At 38.8% G+C, this 20,228-nt stretch carries 19 protein-coding genes; 5 read left to right on the forward strand and 14 right to left on the reverse strand.

The features are described from left to right. Positions 1-81: 81 nt before the first annotated feature. Positions 82-306, forward strand: coding sequence for a hypothetical protein (locus MKY09_RS09695; RefSeq protein WP_251553138.1), 225 nt, complete (start codon positions 82-84; stop codon positions 304-306). On the opposite strand, the gene MKY09_RS09700 is transcribed toward MKY09_RS09695, so the two are convergent. From MKY09_RS09700 to parE, 3 genes are read right to left on the reverse strand one after another with little or no spacing between them, the layout of a single operon-like run. Beyond that, a complete protein-coding gene (locus MKY09_RS09700; protein WP_342566587.1) occupies positions 288-1,490 on the reverse strand; it encodes an MFS transporter in 1,203 nt (400 codons plus the stop codon). The genes MKY09_RS09695 and MKY09_RS09700 overlap by 19 nt on opposite strands. 16 nt (positions 1,491-1,506) lie before the next feature. Continuing rightward, positions 1,507-3,939, reverse strand: a complete 2,433-nt coding sequence (gene parC / locus MKY09_RS09705) for a DNA topoisomerase IV subunit A (protein ID WP_251553140.1) — start codon at positions 3,937-3,939, stop codon at positions 1,507-1,509. Beyond that, complete coding sequence (parE, locus tag MKY09_RS09710) at positions 3,936-5,906, reverse strand: DNA topoisomerase IV subunit B (RefSeq protein WP_251553141.1); 1,971 nt, start codon at positions 5,904-5,906, stop codon at positions 3,936-3,938. Before parE ends, parC begins: the two co-directional genes overlap by 4 nt. Before the next feature lie 443 nt (positions 5,907-6,349). On the opposite strand from parE, the gene plsY reads away from it, so the two are divergent. The 3 genes from plsY (at position 6,350) to MKY09_RS09725 (ending at position 8,499) form a co-directional block, all read left to right on the forward strand. Next, on the forward strand, positions 6,350-6,955 hold the full coding sequence (gene plsY / locus MKY09_RS09715; RefSeq protein ID WP_342566588.1) for a glycerol-3-phosphate 1-O-acyltransferase PlsY: 606 nt from the start codon (positions 6,350-6,352) through the stop codon (positions 6,953-6,955). A gap of 122 nt (positions 6,956-7,077) precedes the next feature. Next, entirely contained in the window at positions 7,078-7,371 is a 294-nt protein-coding gene (locus tag MKY09_RS09720) for a HesB/YadR/YfhF family protein (RefSeq protein WP_251553143.1), read from the forward strand. A 777-nt stretch (positions 7,372-8,148) separates the two neighbouring features. Then, the gene (locus MKY09_RS09725; protein WP_342566589.1) at positions 8,149-8,499 is read left to right on the forward strand and encodes a YciI family protein; all 351 of its coding nucleotides are present in this window, start codon (positions 8,149-8,151) and stop codon (positions 8,497-8,499) included. 76 nt (positions 8,500-8,575) lie between these two features. Here the strand turns inward: MKY09_RS09725 and MKY09_RS09730 are convergent, their stop codons facing one another. From MKY09_RS09730 to fabG, 4 genes are read right to left on the reverse strand one after another with little or no spacing between them, the layout of a single operon-like run. Further along, a complete protein-coding gene (locus tag MKY09_RS09730; RefSeq protein ID WP_342560747.1) occupies positions 8,576-8,881 on the reverse strand; it encodes a hypothetical protein in 306 nt (101 codons plus the stop codon). Positions 8,882-8,883: 2 nt separating this feature from the next. After that, positions 8,884-9,306, reverse strand: coding sequence for a thioesterase family protein (locus MKY09_RS09735; RefSeq protein WP_342566590.1), 423 nt, complete (start codon positions 9,304-9,306; stop codon positions 8,884-8,886). Positions 9,307-9,363: 57 nt separating this feature from the next. Further along, positions 9,364-10,848 (reverse strand): AMP-binding protein, encoded by a 1,485-nt coding sequence (locus tag MKY09_RS09740; RefSeq protein ID WP_342566591.1) that lies wholly within the window; start codon positions 10,846-10,848, stop codon positions 9,364-9,366. Between the two features lie 18 nt (positions 10,849-10,866). After that, positions 10,867-11,607 (reverse strand): 3-oxoacyl-ACP reductase FabG, encoded by a 741-nt coding sequence (fabG, locus tag MKY09_RS09745; RefSeq protein WP_342568230.1) that lies wholly within the window; start codon positions 11,605-11,607, stop codon positions 10,867-10,869. 600 nt (positions 11,608-12,207) lie between these two features. On the opposite strand from fabG, the gene MKY09_RS09750 reads away from it, so the two are divergent. Beyond that, positions 12,208-13,443 (forward strand): IS110 family transposase, encoded by a 1,236-nt coding sequence (locus MKY09_RS09750; protein ID WP_251557253.1) that lies wholly within the window; start codon positions 12,208-12,210, stop codon positions 13,441-13,443. A 134-nt stretch (positions 13,444-13,577) separates the two neighbouring features. On the opposite strand, the gene MKY09_RS09755 is transcribed toward MKY09_RS09750, so the two are convergent. The 7 genes from MKY09_RS09755 to MKY09_RS09785 form a co-directional block, all read right to left on the reverse strand. Further along, positions 13,578-14,495 carry an alpha/beta hydrolase gene (locus tag MKY09_RS09755; protein ID WP_342568231.1) on the reverse strand — a complete coding sequence of 306 codons (918 nt, stop codon included), beginning with the start codon at positions 14,493-14,495 and terminating at the stop codon, positions 13,578-13,580. A gap of 2 nt (positions 14,496-14,497) precedes the next feature. Continuing rightward, positions 14,498-15,520, reverse strand: a complete 1,023-nt coding sequence (locus MKY09_RS09760) for a 3-oxoacyl-ACP synthase (RefSeq protein ID WP_342566592.1) — start codon at positions 15,518-15,520, stop codon at positions 14,498-14,500. Next, complete coding sequence (locus tag MKY09_RS09765; protein WP_169359183.1) at positions 15,517-16,530, reverse strand: branched-chain amino acid ABC transporter permease; 1,014 nt, start codon at positions 16,528-16,530, stop codon at positions 15,517-15,519. The genes MKY09_RS09760 and MKY09_RS09765 overlap by 4 nt, the downstream gene beginning before the upstream one ends. Positions 16,531-16,537: 7 nt before the next feature. Continuing rightward, a complete protein-coding gene (locus MKY09_RS09770; RefSeq protein WP_298473158.1) occupies positions 16,538-17,398 on the reverse strand; it encodes a branched-chain amino acid ABC transporter permease in 861 nt (286 codons plus the stop codon). A gap of 13 nt (positions 17,399-17,411) precedes the next feature. Beyond that, entirely contained in the window at positions 17,412-18,119 is a 708-nt protein-coding gene (locus tag MKY09_RS09775) for an ABC transporter ATP-binding protein (protein ID WP_342566593.1), read from the reverse strand. Further along, complete coding sequence (locus MKY09_RS09780; RefSeq protein WP_298473165.1) at positions 18,103-18,870, reverse strand: ABC transporter ATP-binding protein; 768 nt, start codon at positions 18,868-18,870, stop codon at positions 18,103-18,105. Before MKY09_RS09780 ends, MKY09_RS09775 begins: the two co-directional genes overlap by 17 nt. A gap of 113 nt (positions 18,871-18,983) precedes the next feature. Further along, entirely contained in the window at positions 18,984-20,180 is a 1,197-nt protein-coding gene (locus MKY09_RS09785; RefSeq protein WP_342568232.1) for a substrate-binding domain-containing protein, read from the reverse strand. Positions 20,181-20,228 lie beyond the last annotated feature (48 nt).

Consider the following 20,228-nt stretch of genomic DNA (forward strand, 5'->3'; position numbering starts at 1 on the left):
TAGAATTACGATAAAGATTGAATTTTACAATCAATTTCTCTAATATGGAAGATGTAAACTATTATAAAGGGAGAGATTCATATGGCTAAATCACATGCCAAGAAAAAAAGACTTCATCAGCTAAGAACAACTGGAAAAGATGTATCATCGATGAGAAATGACATTGAATTCAGCACTCATGTTAGAAAAACTAAAACTAAAAAGGAAAAATTGCATCACCTTCATAACAAACATAAAAAGCATTTCCAACAAGGTTTATACCCCGATGGAAATGCTTTTTATTATGTTCATGCAGTTGGTATCTGAAACGATAGCTTTCTTTTTTGAATTTGCAACAGAAAAATAGTTGTTAACCCTATACTAAATACACCGAATATGACCATCATGTACGGAAGACCAATTAAATCTAACATGGCACCTGTCGATAACAAAACAATCTGGAACGAAATTCGGTCCAGCATATTTCGAAAAGAGAAGAATCGACCATGATACTCTTTCGGCACTTGCTTTTGGAAAATGGTTAATGCTGTTGGATAAAAACAACCAATAGAGAAACCAAACAAAGCAAAGCTTACTAGTGTTAATATTGGGTTTGCAACAAAATACATAGATATCTCAGCAAGACCAATGACAAATACGAAAGTGAAGAGAATAGATTTAGTGCTATATCTTTTCCCAATATACTTAATAGCAAGGGTACCAATCATGAAGGCTACACCCTCGACTGCATAAATGACTCCCTTTATAGAAGATGAATCTTGAATCTCACTAATATTAATGACGATCAAGTTAAAGGAACCTAAAAATAAAACAGGTATTAAGGTTAGGAGTAGTGTAAGCATGACAGGCATATTCCCTTTAAGCATAGGAAAAACCTCTTTAAAACCATCTCTTCTAGGTCCATTACTCACTAGCATTTTTTCTTTAGCAGTTTCGTCGATTCGGAGCATAAAAGTAAAAGCAAGAATACCTGCATAAGCAATCATTGAAATAATATACAGAGATTGGATGGGCCAGTAAACTAATGCAAGCCCTCCAATTGCAGTACCTGCTACTCTAGCAATAGTGGAAACATTCATATGCCAACCATTTAACTGAAGTAAATCCTCATCCTTAACAATTAACGGCAGAGTAGCCTGTAAAGCTGGAAAGTAAAAGGATGCGGATACCTGCAGACTTATTAGAAATAATAACATCCACCAAATGGATCCTGTAGCAATAGCAACAAACATAAATAACACACTAAATAGTCGACCGATACCAGAAAGGATTAATACTTTTTTCTTATTGGACTGGTCGATGATTCTACCTGCTAGTGGGCCTACAAGAATTCCTGCAAGTAAACCACTAGCAAGCAGCAAGGACTTGTGGAAATCAGAGGGGACCTTTTCCTGCATAAATTCCAGGTTTCCTATTATACCGCTCCAAAGTCCTAATCCAGCAACTAATTCCCCTATTAGAACAATCCAAACGTTTCTATTTCTCCACATATCCTTTTTCCCTCTTTTAGGATTCTTGTTCTACTGGCTTCTTCCAAGCTCTTAGAAGTTGCCCATCCTTCTCTGTATCTATCACAAATGAGCCATTAGAATAACGATCTGTTGGACGGAAGCTATTCACTTCAATCGTTTCCTGATGTCCTTTTACCGTTTCTACTACTAAGCCTTCTGACTTGTTAGCTAAAACAACTGCAAACACGCGATGCGGGTTAGTTTTTAATTCTCTAAGTGTCACAAGTCCTCTTTTTGCCCGAGCTCCTGGCTCGACTTCAGAAAGGTGCATTCGTTTAATGGAACCACGCTGAGTGATCAGCATAATGTCTTCCGTACTTTGTTGTGATATTACGTTTACACTTACGACATAATCATCCTCTTTAAGATTGATCCCTTTCACGCCACTTGTTTTTACTCCTGTAATTGGCACTTCGTCTAAAGAGAAGCGAACAGAATAACTTAAATGAGTTGTCATTAGTATTTCATCTGACGGTGCTACTAGCTGAGCCAATATAAGCTCATCTGTTGGCTTGAGTTTAATCGTTTTTATAGGTCGAGCATAACGCTGTACTACGTAATCTGAAAGGAGTGAGCGTTTAATCTGTCCTTCTTTCGTTGCAGTTAAAACGCATAAGTCTAAATCAAATGATTCAATACCGATGACGTTTATAATTGTCTCATTTGCATCAAGAGGAACAATGCTAGATATATGCTGACCAAGGTCCTTCCATCGAATATCAGGCAATTCATGCACTGGCTGATAAATATAGTTCCCTTTCGATGTGAACAACAGCAGGTGGTGCTGGGTGTTGATGGACTGCTGATAAAGAAGGTAATCCGACTCTTTTATAGCAAAGTCCTGTCCACTGGATGCATTAAAGGATCTCATGCCTGTTCGTTTAATGTAGCCATCCTTTGTAACCGTAACGATAACCTCTTCAGATGGTATAAGCACATCTAAAGTAACCTTTATCTCTTCAATTTCATTTTCGATAACTGATTTACGTTGTTCAGCAAACTGCTTACGAACAACCTGTAGTTCTTTCTTGATGGTTTTCATCAAAACAGATTCCTTCGCAAGTATGTTTTCTAAACTCGTGATCAGCAGATTTAATTTTTTCTCTTCCTCTTGTAGCTCCGTTATATCTGTATTAGTTAAACGATATAGCTGCAAGGAAACGATTGCCTCCGCCTGTGCCTCAGAAAAGTCAAAGGATTTAATCAGATTGTTTTTGGCATCTTTTTTATCCTTAGAAGCACGTATCGTCTTAATAACTTCATCTAAAATAGATAAGGCTTTCATCAAACCTGAGACAATATGGAGGCGCTCTTGAGCTTTATTCAGATCATGAATTGTTCTACGAGTAACAACCTCTTTTTGATGATTGATATATGCATCAAGTAATAAAGGCAATGTCATCATAGTTGGTCTACGATTATGAATGGCGATCATATTAAAATTATAGGTGATTTGTAAATCTGTATTTTTAAATAAGTATTGTAATATACCATGAGCATCAATTTCTTTTTTCATCTCTATTACAATACGCAATCCAGTTCGGTCTGATTCATCTCGAACATCTGCAATTCCATCTAAACGTTTGTCTAATCGTTGCTCGTCAATTTTTTTGACTAGATTAGCCTTATTGATTTCATATGGAATTTCAGTTATGACGATTTGTTCTTTACCGCCTTTGATGGTTTCAATTTCAGCCTTAGAGCGAACAACGATTTTGCCTTTGCCCGTTTCATAAGCTTTTTTAATCCCCTCTACGCCTTGGATAATCCCACCTGTTGGAAAATCTGGCCCTTTAATAACGGTCATGAGTTCGTCCACAGTACATGCTGGATTCTCCATGCGCATTAAAACGGCATCAAGCGCCTCGTGTAGAGCATGTGGAGGTATATCTGTTGCATATCCTGCGGAAATCCCAGTTGCACCGTTTACTAGTAAATTAGGAAAACGAGCGGGGAGAACCATAGGCTCCATGTCCGAGTCATCGAAGTTAGGAATATAATCCACCGTATTCTTATTAATATCTCTTAATAGCTCATGAGAAATCGCAGAAAGCCTTGCTTCTGTATAACGCATAGCAGCTGGTGGATCTCCGTCCACTGAACCATTGTTCCCATGCATTTCAACCAGCATATGTCGCAATTTCCAGTCCTGACTCATACGCACCATCGCTTCATAGACTGAAGAGTCACCATGAGGATGGTAGTTACCAATTACAACTCCAACGGTCTTAGCTGACTTACGAAACGCCTTGTCATTGGTGTTCCCTTCCTGAAGCATGGCAAATAATATACGACGCTGAACTGGCTTAAGTCCATCTCTAGCATCAGGTAAAGCGCGGTCTTGAATGATGTATTTACTATAACGTCCAAACCGATCACCTATAACTTCTTCTAAGGGTAAATTTTGATATCTTTCGGTTTGTGTCATACTAATTCATCCTCCGTGTGAATTCTGTCATTTTCTAAGATGTTAGAATCATCATCTAAACTAAAGTCAACATTTGCTTCTATCCATTTTCTGCGAGGTTCTACTTTATCCCCCATTAGAGTTGTTATATGTCTCTCGGCACGTGCCCCATCTTCAATCGTTACTCGTATTAAAGTTCGAGTGTCAGGATTCATAGTTGTATCCCATAATTGATCGGCATTCATCTCACCAAGACCTTTATAACGTTGTAGCATAACGCCTTTTCCAATTCTCTCCATCGCTGCATTGAGTTCTTTTTCGGTCCATGCATATTCGGAGACCTCTTTTTTCCCCATTCCTCTATATACCTTGTACAAAGGAGGCATGGCGATATAGATTTTGCCGTTTTCAATCAATGGCTTCATATATCGATAGAAGAACGTCAACAATAGTACCTGGATATGTGCTCCATCTGTATCGGCATCTGTCATAATAACGATTTTGTCGTAAGCAATATCTTCTATCTTAAAGTCTGCTCCAACTCCACCGCCAATTGCATGAATAATCGTAGCAATTTCGATGTTCTTCATGATGTCAGTAAGCTTAGCCTTCTCCGTATTTATAACCTTTCCTCTTAGGGGAAGGATAGCTTGGAAAGTTCGATCTCTACCTTGCTTAGCAGAACCTCCAGCAGAGTCACCCTCTACTAGATAAAGCTCGTTTTTCTTTGCATTTCTAGATTGAGCAGGAGTAAGTTTACCTGATAATAACTCGGATGGTTTGCGCTTTTTCCCATTTCGAGCATCTTCACGTGCTTTTCTTGCTGCTTCTCGAGCATGCTGAGCACGAATCCCTTTTCGGATTAAAGAGGCGGACAACTCGGAGTTTTCTTCGAGGATGTATTGTAGCTTTTCAGACACAACAGAATCTACCGCACTTCTTGCTTCACTAGTACCCAGTTTCCCTTTCGTTTGCCCTTCGAATTGCAAAAGATTCTCGGGAATTCTAAGAGATACGATAGCGGAGATTCCTTCACGAATGTCCGAGCCATCTAAGTTTTTATCTTTTTCCTTTAATAATCCTGTTTTTCTAGCATAATCATTAAATACACGTGTCAACGCCGACTTGGCACCTGTTTCATGTGTACCGCCGTCTCTAGTTCTCACGTTATTTACAAAGGATAAAATCGTTTCTGAATAGCCGTCATTAAACTGGAAAGCGAATTCCACTTCAATTTCTTCGTGGCTGCCTTCCATATAAAACACTGGATGTAAAACGTCTTTCTCTTCATTCAAATAAGCAACGAAAGCTTCGATGCCTGTTTCATAATAAAACACATCGTGGGCTTCGGTACGTTCATCAAATAATTCGATTTTTAATCCTTTTAAGAGGAAAGCGGATTCTCTAAGTCTTTCGCAAAGTGTTTCATAGTTAAATTTAGTAGTAGAGAAGATTTTGGTATCTGGTAAGAAATGTACGGATGTTCCCGTTTCTTTTGTAGTCCCTATTTGGTTTAGCGATTCGACTACTTTCCCACCATTTTCAAAGCGTTGTGCAAATTTTTTCCCATCTCTATGAATGACTACATCTACATATGAGGAGAGAGCATTTACTACAGAGGCACCTACACCATGTAGACCTCCACTTGTTTTATAGCCGCCTTGTCCAAATTTACCACCTGCGTGTAGTACAGTAAAAATCACTTCCGCAGTAGGAACGCCTGTCTTATGCATACCAGTAGGCATACCTCGTCCAAAATCTCTTACCGTTATACTTTGGTCTGAATGGATTGTAACTATAATATGTTCACCGAATCCAGCAAGGCTTTCATCCACCGCATTATCTACTATTTCATAGACCAAATGGTGAAGACCTCTAGAATCTGTTGATCCAATATACATTCCCGGTCTTTTTCTTACGGCCTCCAAGCCCTCAAGCACCTGAATATCATCATCGCCATAGCTTGTTAAATTATTGTTTTTACTCAATTCGTTCCCTCCAAAAAAACAAAACGTTTGTTCTTCTTTCTATTTAAGCCTACAAACAGATTGTCATTATGTCAATAGCGCTGAAGGACAGGCCAGACTTCAATTGTAGTGAAAGTTCAATTAGAATGCAATCTACCCTTTTCATGCATTCTCTATTCACCTAGATAATTCCTTCTTTACTTTTAAACAATGTTTTCATCCAGTTGCTTAAAAGACCAATTGTATATTAAGTATATCGTATAAACTTGGAATTTTTCATTAGGAACCTACTTAAAATTTTTTTATAATAGGTTTTACACTTACTTTGTGGTCCAAAAAGACTTATATTGCGCTCGAACTCTCCGTTATAACGACATTACTTGTCATTGAATAAAAAGTTGTCTACATGGTAAAATAAGAAAGTTATTATATTCATTAATAGATACATATAGAAGGAGCACACTATGACAATATTCATTTTACTTTTGCTTGCTTATTTAATCGGATCAATCCCATCAGGATTATGGGTTGGAAAGCTATTTTATAACATTGATATACGTGAGCATGGTAGTGGCAATCTTGGTGGAACTAACACTTTCCGAACGCTCGGTAAAAAGGCTGGATTGGCCGTAACAATTATGGACATTCTTAAAGGGACAGCAGCCACTTTGTTAGGCTTGCTTCCGTTTTTTGCTTCAACAAACGTGCATCCTCTAATTTTAGGGGTAGTTGCTGTAATTGGACATATTTATCCTGTGTTCGCTGGGTTTAAAGGCGGAAAAGCAGTGGCTACATCAGGCGGGATCCTATTAGGCTACAACTGGCCAATATTTGTAATATTAGTTGTAGGATTTTTTATTATATTAAAAATAACCAAAATGGTCTCTCTAACCTCTATGTGTTTAGCCATCATTGCACTCATCTACTCTATTGTTTACTATTTTACGGTCAAAGAAGATTGGCCACTAATCGTAATCGTATTTTTACTTGCAATCTTTATTTTCTATCGTCATCGTTCGAATATAGAGCGCATTAAAAATGGAACTGAGCCAAAGGTCAAGTGGATTTAACTATTGAATCGAAGCTTCCTGCTGCTAAAGAGTTAAACAAATTCTTTGCGGAACCTATTAAAAAGCTTTAGACTAAACCCATGAAAAACATCGTAAAATTTAAAGAAAGCTTGGTGGTTCGCATGAAAATCAATATCTCTAGTGATGCTTTAAAATGGTTCCGCGAGGAAATGGAAGCAGAAAAAGGAGACAAAATTCGTTTCTATGCTCGATATGGAGGCTCAAGTCCAATACAAGAGGCTTTCTCACTAGGTGTGACAAAGGATACTCCATTCGAACCATCTGTAACTCTCTTACATGAAGAGATCATGTTCTTTATAGAAGAGAGAGATGAATGGTATTTCACTGGACATGACCTTTATGTTTCATTTAATGACCAATCAAATGAGCTTGAATATTCCTATAAAAAAAGCTAGATAGCGAAAGGCAGTAACGTATAAAAGCGTTACTGCCTTTTTTATTGAAAAGGCTATTTAAATGACTTGTTTGATTTTTCGTAAGATAGTTTTGTTTAAAGTGTTACACTTAAACTGCATAGGTTAGTCTAAGTAGGATTGAGCATTATTACGTTGAATACTTTAGGACATATATTTACTTATCCTTCTTCAACCCGTAAATAAATATAATTAAACTTATTATAAAAAAGACAGAAAAAAATAATTTGAAAAGTATATGTGAGGTTACTGCTTCGGATACTTCTCCCGTCAGTTGTCCAATCCGTAAACATGAATAAATAAATCCTAATGAAAATAAGAAAACAAAGCCCATTGCCTTGTATGAAAATGAAATCATCATGTAACCTCCTCTTCTGGTAAATTTTATCATATGGATGAAGTTTTATATAGACAATATTATGATGAAGGTACTTAATTAACTAACGGGTTGTGTTAGAAAAAAATAATATCAAAGTAAAATGAGCCAGGATAAAATATCCTAGCTCATCTTTTATGAGTATTTTTATCAACCTATCCCTTTAACATAGCCATTCAAAAAAGAGCGGTTATTAGACATTCCATTGTAAGTATTTAAGGAATTTTAATTTTTATACTGTCTACCCTGGCTGATTTTATAAAAAACTACAAAAATCGTAATTGTGGTAAAATTAGGGTTATAGTACAATTTGAGGGAGGAGATTTTCACTAATATTTATTTGTTTGGAATATGACTTTTCTAAAAAGAGGGAGGAATTTATCATGCTATTTATGTTAATCGTAAAAGCCTCAAGGAATTCAGAAGCCGGAAATCTCCCGAGCCCAGAGCTCATGGAAGCCATGACAAAATTTAATGAGGATCTAGTGAAGGCAGGCGTACGTGTTATGGCTAAAGGATTACATCCAAGTTCCAATGGGATTCGCCTCTCATTCCCTATACCTGGGGAAAAGCCAGTGGTTTCAGAAGGTCCATTTACGGAATCACAAGATTTAATTGCAGGGTTTATACTGATTGAAGTGGAATCAAAAGAAGAAGCGGTTGAGTGGGCGATGCAAATGCCTGACCCTCAAGGATATGGAGAAGGTCAGATTGAATTACGTCAAGTATTTTAACGAACACCATCTTCTATGGATGCATTCTTACTTAAAAACAAAATAAATGAGCTTGGATGCGAATCCAAGCTCACTTTTATTTTAATGGACGAAATCGTTTTAACTGTTCCAATAAATTCTCTTTTTCCATAATCTCAAGTTCATATTTACCAAAAAGATCGAAATGGGGGTAACCTTCCTTATAGTCAATCCACTCTTCCTTTAAGTCATACTGCTTTCCCCATTCGATGAGCTTATTAATATCGCTACATCCAACCTTAGTAACCGTTTTGCATCCTGGAAAGCGTTCATCCAACCAATAGTGAGTAAGAAAAGCGATTTCCTTGTTTTCCACTGACTGTTTCCAATTTTTTAACTCATCTCTATTAATACCAAATGCCACTGTTAAGATTCCTTCACGATTTCTTTATATTTATTGTCCCAAGCTGCATCTATCTTAGCAAGTGATACCGGTCTAAAATCCTCTTTTCGAACGATGACATGCTCCGTTGTTGCTGTAGAAGACAGCGTGCCATCTGTATGTACAACTTCATAGCCATAGGTTGTTCTAAGTCTTCCATGCTTTTCAATCCAAGTGCGTACCTTGACTCTATCTCCATATTTGACAGGAGTCTTATAATTTATATTGACATTGGTCACTGGCGAAAGGTATCCGTCTTTCTCTAAACCTGCATAGGAGAAACCTAAATCTTGTATGAGCTGAGTTCGCCCCATCTCTAACCAAACTAAATAGTTGGCATGATACACTACTCCCATTTGATCGGTCTCTGCGTATCGTACTTCAATTTCTTTTTCACTTATAAACATTTCTTAGTCACCTCAACCTCTATTATACAAAAAGATAGCAAAAAAAGCTGGAAAGTGTTACTCCACAGCTTTTAAAGCCATCTCTTTTAATAGTTTCTTATTAATTTTACCTACATCTGTCCTTGGCAATTCTTCTAGAAAATAAATCTTCTTAGGAACCTTATAGCTTCCTAGCGTTACTTTACAATAATCAATCAGCTCCTGCTCTGACACAGATGAGCTAGCATAAGAAATAAAAGCAGTCACACACTCTCCCCATTTTACGTCCTCTAATCCTAGTACTGCTGCTTCCTTTACATTAGGATGCTCCGTAAGGCGTTGCTCGATCTCTAAAGGATAAATATTCTCTCCACCTGAAATAATCATTTCCTTTTTACGTCCCACTATGAAGAAATCACCATCCTCGTCAAAGATTGCAAGATCTCCAGTTTTTAACCATTTGCCCTCAAATGTATTTTTTGTTTCCCCATCATTATTCCAGTAGTGCTTAAAAACGTGTCTCCCTGAAACGTATAGCTCCCCTACTTCATTTTTTTGACAAGGTTCCCCATTTTCGTTTACTACTTTTACTTCATTGAATTGCATACACTTGCCTACTGTACCCTTTTTAAGCATAGCTTTCTCTGGATGGACGAAAAAGTTGTTTGGTCCTGCCTCCGTCAAACCGTAGCCTTCTTTAAACAAAATTCCAATCTCTTCAAACTTATTATAGATTGTGTGAGGACAAGGCGCCCCACCGGATAAAAAACACTTAACTGTAGGGAAAAGTGACTTATTGATGTACTCTGTATCTAACATTGCTTGATACATCGTCGGCACAAACAAAGACAGAGTAGTCTTGTAGGAGTCCAAGTATTTTAAAGCTTCCTCTGCTTGGAACTTGTTGCCTGTGACCACGGTACCCCCCGCCATTAAAATAGGTATGCATAGTGCGTTTAGTCCTCCAGTATGAAACATAGGCATATAGTTTAATGTACAGTCCTCTTCGTTTAATCCCCAGCTGATGATTGTATTGATCGCATTCCAATTGACATTGTCAAAGGATAGTACCGCTCCCTTAGGACTTCCAGTTGTCCCGCCTGTATAAATAATGAGCCAAGGATCATCCGGCTTCCAATCCGTGTTCAGATGGAAGTCACTATTATTGGAGAGTGTTATACTCGACAAAATAATTGTTTTAAAGGTAGGGAAAAATGTACTTAAGTATCTATGCTCGTCATCGTAAATGACGGCCACTGGCGAACAATCATCTAGTATATATTGTAATTCTTTGGTGCTTAACCGGAAATTTAACGGCACATAGATAAGTCCTTTCAAACCACAGGCGAACAATAATGCAAATAGTTCTATTCTATTATGAGAAAGAACCACGATTCTCTGCCCAGCTTTATATCCTTGTTGCTCAAAATAGTTGGCCCACCCACTTACTTGTTCCCATAATGCTTCATAGGTCCATTCCTTGCCACTACTACTATCTATTAAAGCCTTCTTAGTTGGAGAGAGGATAGCCCTTTTATAAATCCATGCTTGTTCAGATAACATCTTGGCAACACCCTTTCCTTACATCATGATACCGCCATCTACTTGTAGTACATGCCCGTGAACATAACTAGATTCATCGGAGGCTAAAAACAAATATGCATTTGCAATATCGCGTGGTTCTGCTAAACGTTGGAGGGCCACAACAGACTGCATCTGTTCAATAATTTTCTCAGGCATTTTCGCTACCATTTTCGTTAAAGTGAACCCCGGGGCTACAGCATTGACATTGAGGCCTTTTCTTCCTAGTTCTTTTGCCCATGTCTTCGTCATTCCTACCACCGCAGCCTTTGAAGCAGCGTAATTGGTCTGACCTACGTTTCCATAAACTCCACTAACGGAGGAAGTATTAATAATTTTTCCATATTGATTTCCTACCATGTATGGAACAACAGCCTGCGTGCAATTGAATACACCTTTTAGATTTACATCTAACACTCTACTAAAATCTTCTTCCGTCATTTTAGTTAGCATGGCATCACGAGTGATCCCTGCATTATTTATCAAAATATGAATCTCTCCAAACCGTTCAATCGTTTGGTCCACCATTGCATCAACACTTTTTCGATCTGCCACATCCACTTGGATAAAGAATGCCGAATAACCTTGTTCTCTTAATTCATTTTCTAGAGATGTGCCTGCCTGTTGATCGAAATCAGCCAAAACTACTTTTGCTCCTTCTTCAACAAACCGTTGAACAGCCGCGGATCCTATACCGTTAGCGGCTCCAGTAATAATTGCTACTTTATCTTGAAGTCTCATCATTATTTTTCCCCCTCGTATATTAGTAATAAGAGCTCTTTCCGATAGAATTTCCAGTTGATCCGGACAGCTGGAGGATCTGTTGGATTTCCTATAGGAAGTGGTCGCCTCTTGGCTCCCTCACCCTTTTTATGTTTTACCTGTTTGACCCCTGCTTTACCGAGGGAGCCAAAAAGGAAAAGTCTATTTTTAACATGACTAAATAAAGCTGACAGGTGCTTACCTGCTTATTTGAGTTGCCTAACTTCATATCGTTTGGACGAAGATTGGAGGATGCTCCATTTCAGTACTTCGTCCTTTTTTATTTCAATCTACTTTTCTCTCAGACCGTGCCCATGAGACAATGGAACGGACAAGGTTGACACAGGAAATAGCTTTTCCCCCTTGCGGGCACTTAGTGCACTGCTTAATAAGCCTGCTACCCATCGTTCATTATGGAAGGTCTAACCACTGGCTGCGACGCTGAGGAAGAAGAGAGTGTAGCGCTCATTTTGGTCTTCTTTCACTTTGATTGCTAATAACGAGGCAGACATCGATGATTCTGATGGGCACCCAGGTCTGAGACAATCTTGATTAATCCCACCTTAGGAGGTGATTGGCATGTCACAAATGCTAGTCGGTATCGACGTGAGTTTGCGCTCCCATCATGTCCATTTCATGCATGGAGAGGGACATACGCTCGCTGATTTTTCTGTTTCCAATGATACAGAAGGTGCGAACACCTTAATTCAAAAGCTTTTAGGAACAGCGGAAAAAAATCAGTGCGAACATATTAAAATTGGATTAGAAGCGACAGACCAGTATAGCTGGCACGTTGCTCATTATTTAAAGAATCAATTGCACAATTATGAACCAACGTTTCAAACAGCGGTTTATATGTTAAATGCACGTAAAGTATCTCGCTTTAAAAAGGGGTACGATACGTTACCGAAAAACGATCGAATTGACGCCTGGGTAATTGCGGATCATTTACGCTTTGGACGTCTGCCACATGAAATGCAAGAAACCTTACAATATGAAGCACTTCGTCGTTTAACACGTACCCGATTCCATCTAATGCATGAAGTTGCACGTAATAAAACCTACATGATGAACCAACTGTTTTTAAAGTTTAGTGGCCTACGCCAAGATAACCCGTTCTCGAATACATTCGGTACGACCAGTCTCGCTGTCATTGAAGAGCTAGATCCGGAAACCATTGCCGAGATGCCTTTAGAAGAACTGGTTGAGTTCTTACAGGAGAAAGGCAAAAAACGTTTTGCCGAGCCAGAAGAAATCGCTAAATATCTTCAAAAGCTTGCACGTAATTCCTTTCGATTAGACAAGGCCATGGCTGATCCCGTTAACATCTCACTATCCGTGATTTTAAGTACGATTCGCCATATGGAATCCCAAGTCAAACGTTTGGATAAGGAAATCGAGCGTATGATGAAAGGTTTCACCCAAACATTAACTTCCGTAAAAGGCATTGGACCCGTGTACGCAGCCGGCTTGCTCGCCGAAATTGGAGATATCAAGCGTTTTGATGACCACCACGCATTAGCGAAATATGCTGGACTCGTTTGGACACAGTATCAATCTGGCGAATTTGAAGCCGAAAATACTAGCCGGATGCGAACCGGCAATAAATACCTACGGTATTATCTTGTACAAGCAGCAGATGCGGTACGTAAATATGACACTGAATATAAAGCCTTTTATCAAAAGAAATACCAAGAAGTAACCAAGCACCAACATAAACGCGCTCTCGTCTTAACCGCTAGAAAACTAGTACGCCTCGTGCATTCGCTACTACGCACGAATCAGCTGTACATACCACCAGAAAGGAGAGACTGAGTTAACCAACTCACAACCTTTCACCCGTTAAATAACTTCCATTTTTTTCTTTTTTAAAAGCAGAAAAATGAGAGGTTTATTTGGTATGCGCAAAAAGTGTTCATTTGGAAAGTATCACTTAAGTAATTTCCAATTCATTTCTTTTTTTCGCTTGACATATTACCACTGGGCTTTAAAAATGGTTCGACAGCACTTAGCAATTGCTCCAAATCATCAATTAAGGGAGAATGGCCACAGTTAACTAAAGGGATATATGTAGCATTGTCACCCAAATCTGCAACGATTTCTTGTGTCATTTGCTCTGAAACTACATAATCTCGATCTCCACGAATAACAAGAACTGGTATGGTTATATCCTTAGCCTGGTTAGTTCCTTTTGCGGCTCCATTATGCTCTTTACCAATATTAAATATATTTAAGCTGTGATACACATCAGCTAAATTTCGTTGTGTCAGCATATCGTCTAAATATTCTTCATATAATTGCTCATTCGGTTTACTTTGTGTATAGATTGCAGCATTCCATACAGCCCTTAAGCCCTCTTTGTTTTTTGTATCATACAATCCTTGCATCGCCTTCGTTTTTGATGGATCATTCTCGATTTCCTCAATCGTTTGTAGTCTTTCATTATAGTTAGGCGTGCCATCTGCATTCGTCCCAAAGAATGGATATCCTCTGGTGGATGCTGACGCCAAGAGAACCAGTTTTTCACAATACCCAGGGCAATCAGCAACGAACTGCATACATACTGCGCCCCCAGTAGACCAGCCGATCAAGTCAAACTTCTTAAGGGAAAGGTGGTCGACAAAACCTTTTAAATCATTTGAAAAATCCTTTATCCCATTTACTCGTGTATGATAAGTAGAGCCTCCAAAACCTCTCATATCCATAGCAATTACAGTAAATGAATCATCCAAAGCATCCATTAGTAGATCCCAATGCTTTGATGACGTCATATTGCCATGAACAAGTACGAGGATCCGCTTACCCCTTGCTCTTTCCCTATAAGTAATTGACTCCCCATTTGCCAATGTTACTTTTTGTAATGTCATGTTCATATATTTCTCCCTTCCATTCCCCATTTAATAACTATTGCTCCCCACGCGTAGCCAATGCCAGCACTTACTAGAACGACAATATCTCCACTTTTTATTTTCCCTGATTTTTCAGCTAATTCCAATGATATAATTTGATCCATCTGTCCGACGTGCCCATAATCACTTAAATAAATAGATTGTTCCGTATTCAAACCCAGCTCACCTAGGACATAATCATGTGCAGATCTTTTCATGTGAAGGATGGCAAGATAATCGATATCGTTGTCACTGTATCCGCTTTTCAAAAGCGCATTCCTAACAACCTTTAAAAAATTGTCCATCGATTTTTGTTCTAGTCTTGCCTTCATACCCTCGGGATCCATTACATCTAATCGATACAAACCATTCTCCAAATGTTCAGGTGATAAAGGTTGCTTAGTTCCTCCAACAGGCACCAATACATCCTCTGAAAAAGAGCCGTCCGTGATTATATCCGTCTCTAAAACAGTATTTTTCTCGTAATCTCTTTTTAAAATCATTGCTGCTCCACCTGCACCTAGGTTGAACATGAAGCGCGTCCGATCATTTGTATAGTCAATAAAGTCACTGTTTCTATAACCTCCCGCAAGCAAAACTGTTTGGATAGAGGGGTCAGCGAGCATCATGCTCTTTGCAACTTTCATTGCCATAATTGTTGTTCCACAACGTAGCGCCACATCAAAACCCCACGCGTGAAAGGCGCCAAGCTCTTCTTGAATCTTAATGGCAGCTGTCCAAAGGGGATATTCCTTGTGCTCTTCCCCAATATAGATTATTAGATCGATAGATTTGGGATCCACATTTCCTTTTTGCAATGCTTTCTCCGCTGCCCATATTCCCATTGCAACTGTATGATCATCTTTCCCTGGAATTGGCTTTTTTGAAATACCCATTTTGTTTTTGACTACTTCAATAGGGAGTTTGGAACGGAATGCGATTTCTTCAGCAGTCATTACATCTGTTGGAATATATATTCCAGTACTGACAATCCCTATCGTCATTTTGCTAACTCCCTCCTTTTAGTAGCCACTTCCACATTACTTTTTTTGTTTTTCCGTTTCCAGAAAGCATATTGAATGGTTCCAACTATGCCTCTAGGGAAGAAAATAACGGCGAGAATATAAATAATACCGAAGAATATAATCCATCTTTCAAAAATCGGATGTTCCTTAGCTAGCCCAGAAAGATAATGCTGTGCTAATTCAATAACTCCTGCACCTATAATAGGACCAATAAGTGTGCCCACACCGCCTATAATTGTCATTAATAATGCATCAAGTGTGATATCCATCGTCAGTACACTGGTATTGACAAAGCGTAACGATATCGCATATAACGATCCTGCTAGACTGGCAATTACACCCGCAACTACTGAAGCGATTACCTTATAATAGAGCGTGTTGTATCCAAGTGACTTTGTTCTTTGCTCGTTTTCTCTAACTCCAATCAACACTTTACCTAGAGGAGAATTTACAAATCTTCTTAGGAATAGATAAACTAGGACGAGGCACCCCAATACCAATAGATAGAACACCATGCGATCTCTAAAAATTTCAGGAGCTCTAAATGTAAAGCCATCATTTCCATAGGTAAGAGTTCTCCACTTTTCTGCAAGGACAAGAAATAGTCCGGATACCGCCATTGTAAGCATGGCAAAGAAATGGCTTTTTAGACGTAGCGTTAACAATCCAACTAAAAAGCTAATAACCCCTGCAATAACCATACCTACAGCAATTGAAAGTATAAATATTCCGACTGTTGACTCAAAGTGGTTTAACATGATAGCCGTGGAATATGCTCCCATACCGAAGAACATAGCATGACCAAAGGATACAATTCCTGTATAACCGAGCAAAATATCATAGCTCATCGCTAATATGGAAAAGATGAATATTTGAGTCAGCAAAATAGTCCATGTTCTAGAATCTGAGACAAATGGAAATATGGTAAATGCAGCGATAATTAGCAACAATACGCCATGTTTAACTTGAAATGTAGATTTTAACTTCATCCTTGTATCATCCTTTCGCAGTAAACAAACCTTGCGGACGGAAGATTAATACGACTGCCATTAGCAGCATATTTACCGCAAGTGATAGAGCTGGAACATAATACGCCATGAAGCTCCCTGACAAACCTACTAAAATAGCTGCCATTAATGATCCTGGAAAACTACCCATTCCACCAATGACTACTACTATGAAGGCTAATATTGCATACTCCATGCCCATTTCAGCGTATACCACACCTGAATAGGGTGCCATTAAAGCACCACCTAACGCTGCAAGTGCTGCACCTGTCATAAAAACATATAAAAAAACCTTTTTTATATTTATACCTAACGCCTGCACCATTTCCTTGTTCATAACACCAGCGCGTACAGTTAGACCGATTTTTGTTCGTTTTAAAATGAATTGGAAAATACCAAACACGATGAATCCAATGGTGATGATAAATAAACGATATTTAATAATGATGACATCCCCAACCTCCCAGCTTCCAGCTAACAGAGGAGGTACTTTTGCTGGAATTTGGTTTGGTCCGAAAACGACCTTCAGCATTTCAGAAAGAACAATCATGAAACCTAGAGTAATTAATATCTGCTGTACATGGTTTCCGTAAACAGGTGTGATAATTAGCTTTTCGGTTATGAACCCCAATAAAGCTCCCGTTAAAACAGCTCCTACCAGAGCTAAGGTAAAGCTATCGGTCAAACTGTAAAACCATACTCCAGAAAAAGCACCCCAGGCAAATAAGCCTCCATGCGCAAAGTTTAAGACATCCATTAACCCAAATATTAAGGTTAATCCAGCTGCCAATAAAAATATCAACATGCCAGTTGCCAATCCGTTTATCAATAAATTGATGATCAACTCCATATAGCTTCCTCCTTTACCCGATACCGAGGTATTTTCTCTTCAATTCTTCATCTTGGATTAGCTCACTCATTTGTCCTGATTGAACAGTTTCTCCATCATCGATTAGTGTGTATGTATCCCCGATTTTACTTGCCATCATAAAATTTTGTTCTACCAGGATAATAGTAGTCTGCTTCTTCATCTCTATTATTGCTTCCATCACCTTTTCAATAACGACCGGTGCAAGACCTTTTGAAGGTTCGTCTATTAAGAGAAGTTTACTTTCATTAACGAAAGCCCTAGCCATCGAAAGCATTTGTTTTTGTCCTCCGGATAAATGCCCCCCATCCTTCTTCCAATACTTTTTAAGATCTGGGAATAGCTCTAGGACATATTCCTGCCTTTCTTTTGCAGCATCATCATCCTTTCTCATGGCTACTTTTAAATTTTCCTCAACGGTTAATGCTCCAAATATACCTTGATCCTCGGGTACATAGCCGATACCACTTGAGGCAATCTGATGAGTAGCGTGCGAGGCAATTGATGAGTCATCGTATGTTATGATTCCTTTGGAGGCGGGTGTAAGGCCCATAATCGTTTTTAAAGTGGTCGTTTTCCCTGCTCCATTTCTACCAAGCAGTACACTCACTTCTCCTTCCCTCGCTTCAAAAGAGACTCCCTGCAAAATGTGATATTGACCAATATAAGTGTGAACGTTTTCTAATTTAAGCAAGGTGCTCATCGTATAAACCTCCCAAATATGCATTTTGAACGGTTTCATTGTTCATGATTTCATCAGGGCTACCATCTGCAAGTAGCCTTCCATTGAACAAAACCATAATAGAGTCGGAGAGGTCCAAAATCATATCCATCTTATGTTCAATCAACAAAATGGTTTTGTCTCCCTTTTGTTTAATCTGCTTGATCACATCTAATATTGCTGGAACCTCCTCTAAAGACATACCGGCGGTCGGCTCATCCAACAGCAGCACCTCTGTATCTAAAGCAAGAAGCATGGCAATTTCTAATTTTCTTTTTTCCCCATGAGAAAGCTCATTCGCAAAGGCATATGCTTTTTTAGACAGTAAAACCATCTCCAACAGCTGTTCTGCCTCTTCCTGAAATTTATGGTAGCTACTAAAATGACGAAGCATTTGATAACGGACTTTCTGTTTCGATTGCACCGCAAGTCTAACATTTTCCATGACAGTGAGATTTGGGAATACATTTGTTATTTGAAAGGATCTACCTAAGCCTTGTCGCGTCCTCTCGATAGAAGAATACTTAGCCAAAGATCGACCTTTATAAAATACATCGCCTTCTGTTGGCTTCAATTCACCACTAATTAAATTAAAAAAAGTTGTCTTTCCAGCTCCATTTGGACCAATAATCGATTTGAAATGTTTTTCGGGCATAGTAAAATTCACATGGTCTACTGCAATTTGACCTCCAAATTTAATTGTCAGGTTTTCCGTTCTTAATATAGGTTCCATTCGAATTGACTCCTCTCTTAAACACTAACCTTGCTTTAGAAAAAATCTATAACAAGGTTAGTTTCATTCCTAATCCATGTTAGGCAGTCAGTTTCTTCAATTCTTTAATATCGTTACTTCTTGTTTATAATTGGTGGCTCCGTTTCTTCTGGTGACAATTCTCGAATCAGAACCGGTACTGGGTACGGGATACCATCTTGTTTCTCTAGTTTAATAGAATATAAAGATTGAAGTGCCTGATGATCTTCCGCACGGAACGTCATTTTTCCTTTTGCAGTTTCAAAAGACATACCTTCCATCAACTTAATGAGCTCATTGGCATCTGTATTACCCTCAGATTTTTTTAGTGCTTCTACGATGGCAATGGCAGCTGACATACCACCAGGAGTGAACAGATCAGGGACTTCTCCATTAAAACGTTTTTTATGCTCCTCAACTAACCAATCATTAATTTCATTGTCTGGTAATGTGTGATAATAAACCGAAAATCCCTCCATACCAATTAGCGGCTCCATAATAGATAGAGCAGGGATATCTGGTGCACCCGTAGAGATTTTTATTCCTTTATCCTGCAATTTTAAGTCAGCAATTTGGTTCCAAGGTGAGTTAGCCCCAGCCCAAACGACGAAAAGATAATCTGGTTTCGCTTGAATTACCTTTTGTAGATTAGATGTGAAATCTGTTGCAGCAGGGTCAGCGTATTCCTCTAATACGATTTCTGCCCCCAGCTTTTCAGCTGCTGCTTTAAATGCTGTGACTCCATCCCAGCCGAAGGAATAATCTGGTGCGAAGGTCGCTATCTTCACTCCTTCTTTAGCAATCGCTGCTGCTCCTGCAACTGCATCCTGAGAAGAATTACGAGCCGTACGGAATATATATGGATTAAATTCAGAACCCGTGATACTATCAGCTACAGCAGGTTCTACGATCATAATCTTTTCATATTCCTCAGCAAGTGGCAGTACAGCTAACGTATCCCCAGAACTAGAGGAACCAACTAAGAAGTCTACTTCATCCTCTTCCAAAAGCTTTGTCGCTTTTTGAACAGCAACCTCAGGTTTAGTCTCTGTATCCTCGTAAACAACCTCAATTTTCTTGCCAGCTATCTCCATTGTCCCGCCAGTCGCATACTCTAAACCAAGTTCAAAACCGTTTCTAGTTTGCTTCCCGTACGACTCCAGTGATCCAGTCAACGAAGCAAGTACACCAATTTTAATAGTCTCGCCTTCCTGCACCTCGCCTGAAACAGGAGTAGCTTCACCTGACTCCTCACTACAAGCCGCACTAAAAAATAAAACCGATAATAGCATTAGAAATAGAATCCATTTTTTCAATGTTCTTAACCTCCCAATTATTTT

This window comes from Psychrobacillus sp. FSL K6-4046 (genome assembly GCF_038624605.1).
Taxonomy (GTDB): domain Bacteria; phylum Bacillota; class Bacilli; order Bacillales_A; family Planococcaceae; genus Psychrobacillus.

Excerpts from the sequence above, each read along its gene's own strand:
- MKY09_RS09695 (WP_251553138.1), top strand. The coding sequence starts at position 82 with ATGGCTAAATCACATGCCAAGAAAAAAAGACTTCATCAGCTAAGAACA.
- MKY09_RS09700 (WP_342566587.1), bottom strand. The coding sequence starts at position 1,490 with ATGTGGAGAAATAGAAACGTTTGGATTGTTCTAATAGGGGAATTAGTT.
- parC (WP_251553140.1), bottom strand. The coding sequence starts at position 3,939 with ATGACACAAACCGAAAGATATCAAAATTTACCCTTAGAAGAAGTTATA.
- plsY (WP_342566588.1), top strand. The coding sequence starts at position 6,350 with ATGACAATATTCATTTTACTTTTGCTTGCTTATTTAATCGGATCAATC.
- MKY09_RS09720 (WP_251553143.1), top strand. The coding sequence starts at position 7,078 with ATGAAAATCAATATCTCTAGTGATGCTTTAAAATGGTTCCGCGAGGAA.
- MKY09_RS09725 (WP_342566589.1), top strand. The coding sequence starts at position 8,149 with ATGCTATTTATGTTAATCGTAAAAGCCTCAAGGAATTCAGAAGCCGGA.
- MKY09_RS09735 (WP_342566590.1), bottom strand. The coding sequence starts at position 9,306 with ATGTTTATAAGTGAAAAAGAAATTGAAGTACGATACGCAGAGACCGAT.
- MKY09_RS09740 (WP_342566591.1), bottom strand. The coding sequence starts at position 10,848 with ATGTTATCTGAACAAGCATGGATTTATAAAAGGGCTATCCTCTCTCCA.
- fabG (WP_342568230.1), bottom strand. The coding sequence starts at position 11,607 with ATGAGACTTCAAGATAAAGTAGCAATTATTACTGGAGCCGCTAACGGT.
- MKY09_RS09750 (WP_251557253.1), top strand. The coding sequence starts at position 12,208 with ATGTCACAAATGCTAGTCGGTATCGACGTGAGTTTGCGCTCCCATCAT.
- MKY09_RS09755 (WP_342568231.1), bottom strand. The coding sequence starts at position 14,495 with ATGACATTACAAAAAGTAACATTGGCAAATGGGGAGTCAATTACTTAT.
- MKY09_RS09760 (WP_342566592.1), bottom strand. The coding sequence starts at position 15,520 with ATGACGATAGGGATTGTCAGTACTGGAATATATATTCCAACAGATGTA.
- MKY09_RS09765 (WP_169359183.1), bottom strand. The coding sequence starts at position 16,530 with ATGAAGTTAAAATCTACATTTCAAGTTAAACATGGCGTATTGTTGCTA.
- MKY09_RS09770 (WP_298473158.1), bottom strand. The coding sequence starts at position 17,398 with ATGGAGTTGATCATCAATTTATTGATAAACGGATTGGCAACTGGCATG.
- MKY09_RS09775 (WP_342566593.1), bottom strand. The coding sequence starts at position 18,119 with ATGAGCACCTTGCTTAAATTAGAAAACGTTCACACTTATATTGGTCAA.
- MKY09_RS09780 (WP_298473165.1), bottom strand. The coding sequence starts at position 18,870 with ATGGAACCTATATTAAGAACGGAAAACCTGACAATTAAATTTGGAGGT.
- MKY09_RS09785 (WP_342568232.1), bottom strand. The coding sequence starts at position 20,180 with ATGCTATTATCGGTTTTATTTTTTAGTGCGGCTTGTAGTGAGGAGTCA.